At 59.5% G+C, this 3,936-nt stretch carries 2 protein-coding genes and 2 pseudogenes; all 4 read left to right on the forward strand.

The annotated features are described in order from the left end of the window. Window positions 1-541: pseudogene (locus ACOYIE_RS09860) on the forward strand (hypothetical protein); the annotation flags it as partial. 192 nt (window positions 542-733) lie between these two features. Further along, window positions 734-1,969 carry a cysteine desulfurase family protein gene (locus tag ACOYIE_RS09865; RefSeq protein ID WP_433412766.1) on the forward strand — a complete coding sequence of 412 codons (1,236 nt, stop codon included), beginning with the start codon at window positions 734-736 and terminating at the stop codon, window positions 1,967-1,969. Window positions 1,970-2,016: 47 nt separating this feature from the next. Further along, a complete protein-coding gene (gene nifU / locus ACOYIE_RS09870; protein WP_433412768.1) occupies window positions 2,017-2,466 on the forward strand; it encodes a Fe-S cluster assembly scaffold protein NifU in 450 nt (149 codons plus the stop codon). Between the two features lie 321 nt (window positions 2,467-2,787). After that, window positions 2,788-3,936, forward strand: a pseudogene (locus ACOYIE_RS09875) (transcription-repair coupling factor); the annotation flags it as partial.

Consider the following 3,936-nt stretch of genomic DNA (forward strand, 5'->3'; position numbering starts at 1 on the left):
CTGGGGCGTGATGGGCCTGCTGCTCGCGCGGCTGATTCATCCGCCTGTTGAAGCGCTGATCTTCGGCCTGCCGCCGCTTGTTCTGCTTTCGGCCGGTCTCCTGCTTTCGGCTGCCTTTGTGTGCGATGTGACCATATCCGTCCGCGCTGCGCTCGATCTTGCCAAAGTGCTGGAAGAGCTCGACCGTCTGCGCGAGCAGAGCGCCGAACTGCGCCGCCAGCTTTCCGAAACCGCAATGGTCGAACTGACCCGTCTGTCCTATCGCGTGGACGAGGCGCGCGGCGAATGGTCCGAGCGCATGGACGAGGCCCGCGAACAATTTGCAGGATATATGGACGATACCCGCGAACAGGTAGCGGATGCCAAAGAGCAGCTGCTTGCCCGCCTGGATGAAGTGCAGCGCCGCTTTGACGAGCGCGCGCAGGCCCTCAAACGGACACGCAAAAGCATGCTGCGCGGCAACCCCTCCGCCCGCTCCGCGCGGTATGATGATGTGCTGCAGCGGCTGAAACGCCGAATTGACGCGCATAAACCAAACTGAACCTGCACAAAATTCACAAAATGATGCAAAATATCCAATTGCGTGTCTCTGCTTTGGTGAGTTTTTCACTTGCTAAACTGCCCGCTTCAGGTGTATATTAGTATTACATGCTGAATCCTCTGTTCCTACCGAATTAGTAGGCTTTCAGCGTCCAAACATCAAAACCCTTTTGACAGGAAAGGCTGATATAAAATGAAACGATTTGTTTATGCGGATAATGCGGCAACCACGCCCATGTCCGAAACCGCCTTTGCGGCCATGAAACCCTGGCTGACCGAGCAGTACGGCAACCCTTCCTCTCTGTACCGCATCGGCCGCAGCGCCAAGGAGGCAATTAACGAAGCGCGCATGATCGTCGGCAAATGCCTGAACGCTGCCGAGCCGGTCAACGTTGCCAATGATTACAAGCCGGGCGAAATCATTTTCACCGGCGGCGGTTCCCAGGCGGACAATCTCGCTATCCGCGGCTTTATGCACGGCCCGGGCGCAAAGGGCCGCCGGCACATCATCACCTCTAAAATTGAGCATCACGCGGTGCTTTATACCTGCGAAGCGCTGGAAAAAGAAGGCTTCCGCGTCACTTATCTGGATGTGGACAAGTACGGCCGCGTCGATCTGGAACAGCTCCGGCGCGAACTGAGCGAAGACACCGCGCTCGTCTCCATCATGGCGGCGAACAACGAAATCGGCACCATCCAGCCCATTGCGGAAATTGCCGCGCTGGCGCATGCGGCCGGCGCCGTATTCCATACGGACGCGGTGCAGGCAGTCGGCCATATGCCGATTGACGTGCAGGAAATGGGCATCGACCTGCTCTCGCTTTCCGGCCACAAGTTCCGCGGACCGCGCGGGGTTGGCGTGCTTTATATCAAAAAGGGCGTTGCGCTTGAGCCGCTGGTATACGGCGGCGGGCAGGAGCGCGGCCTGTGCTCGGGTACGGAAAATACGGCTGGCTTTATCGGCCTTGCGGCAGCAATGCAGGAAGCGGTCGAGGGCATGGAAGAAAAGATGGGCTATGTCAAAAAGCTGACCGACCGGCTCGTTTCCGGCATTATGGACCGGATTCCCTATACCCATTATACCGGCGATCCGGTAAACCGCCTGCCGGGCACCGCCTCTTTCGTATTTGAAGCGATTGAGGGCGAAGGCCTCATCCTTCGTCTGGATAATGAGGGCGTGTGCGGCTCAACCGGCTCGGCCTGCTCGACCGGCTCGCTCGACCCCTCCCATGTGCTGATGGCGATCGGCCTGCCGCACGAAATTGCGCACGGTTCGCTGCGCCTGACGCTGGGCGAACAGAACACCGAAGAGGATGTGGACTATATCATCGAAACGGTGGACAAGGTTGTCTCCGGCCTGCGCGCCATGAGCCCTGTGTGGGAAAACGGCAAGCCCAACCTGACGGCAGCCGCCAATCTTCACGCATAAACTGTTATTTTCCATTCTTTATTCATACAACGTAAGGAGCTTTTATTATGCAATACAGCGAAAAAGTGCTTGACCACTTTACCAATCCGCGCAATGTGGGCGAAATTGCCGATGCCAACGGCGTGGGCGAGGTCGGCAACGCCAAGTGCGGCGATATCATGAAGATTTACCTCAAGGTATCGGATGACGAGGTGATCGAGGATGTCAAGTTCAAGACCTTCGGCTGCGGCGCGGCCATCGCCACCAGCTCGATGGCGACCGAGATGGTCAAGGGCAAAACGCTTGAAGAAGCGCTCAAGCTGACCAACAAGGCGGTTGCGGAAGCGCTGGACGGCCTGCCGCCGGTCAAGATGCACTGCTCGGTGCTGGCGGAGGAAGCGCTCCGCTCGGCGATTGCAGATTACTACAAGCGTCTGGGCAAGGACCCCACCGCAATCCTCGGCTGCGACATGGACTGCGCCGCCTGCCATCACGAGCACGACGAGCACGCGCATTAAGCGCCGTACCACATGCATATCATAATAGGGCAGATGAAAATCTGCCCTATTGGCGTATTTTCGTTGGAAATCAAGATTTCCAACGAGTTGGGATGTACCGAACAAAGCTCGGATACATCCCAAACTGCGAAAAGTTCCGACAAGCGAAACTTTTCTCCGTTCTTGTATAAAAACCGAGATGCCTGCTCCCGGTTTTTATGGCGCTTGCAAGGCAAGCGCCGATCCAATGCGCGCTGCGGCGCGGAAGCCCTATCCCCGCCCGGAGGAACCCGTATGACCGAAATAACCAAAAGTATAACTTACCTAAAAGAATACAAACAGTTGAAACAAGCGCTCGAGCAGGGCAAAACGCCTGTGCTGGCTGTGGGTCTGTCGGCCATCCACAAGGCGCATCTGGCGGCGGCGCTTGGGCTGGATACCGGCCGCCCTGTGCTGGTGCTGACCGATGACGATGCCGCCGCGGCGCGTTTTTCGGCCGATCTGCACGCCTTTGCGGAAAAAGAGGTGCTGACACTGCCGGCGCGCGAGCTGGTCATGGCCGATGTGACCGGAGTGTCGCGCGGCTATGAGCAGCGGCGGCTGGCAGCGCTGGACGCCCTGCCGCGTATGCGGTTCGCGGTGGCGTCCGTGCAGGCGGCGGCGCAGCGCACACTGCCGCCCGAGGCATTGGCTGCGTCGGTGGTCACCCTTTCTGCCGGAGACACAGCGCCGCTGGAGGAGCTGACGCACAAGCTGGTGCGCGCCGGATACGAGCGCTGCATTCAGGTAGAGGGCACGGGGCAGTTTTCCGTACGCGGCGGCATTCTGGACGTATTCCCGCCGCAGGCGGCGCACCCGTACCGTATTGAGTTCTGGGATGACGAGATCGACTCAATCGCGTCGTTCGACGTTGGCAGCCAGCGGCGGCTGGAAACTGCCGAAACGCTGCGCTGCCTGCCGTGCATGGAAACCCTGCCCCATCTGGCGCCGGGCGGCGCAAAAGGGCTGGCGAAAGCCGTGCGCGGCCTGCTGAGTACCCGCAAAAAAAAACATGCCGACCTCGCCGCGCACATCGAACGCGACGCAGAACGCTTGGAAGAAACCGGTGCGCTGCCCGCAGCGGATAAATACCTGCCGCTGGTTTACCCGCAGGCGGCGACCGCGCTTGACTATCTGCCGGCGGATGCGCTGGTGCTGATTGAGGACACGCCCCGCCTGCGGGATGCAGCGCGCGATTTTCACGGCCGGATTGCGGATGATGTGACCGCATTGCTCGAGCGCGGCGAAATGCCGCCCGGGCTGGATGGATACGCGCTGGATTTTGCCGGTTTGTGCCGCCTTCCGCAGCCCATTGTGCGGCTGGACAGCTTTTTGAACAACGTTCCTGAGCTGACGCCCGCGCATCTGGAAAACTTTGCGGCAAACCAGATGAACGCTTACGGCGGCAATCTGGATATGGCGGCGGCGGATATCCGCGGCTACACCCAGCAG

It is taken from the genome of Agathobaculum sp., assembly GCF_050946325.1.
Taxonomy (GTDB): domain Bacteria; phylum Bacillota; class Clostridia; order Oscillospirales; family Butyricicoccaceae; genus Agathobaculum.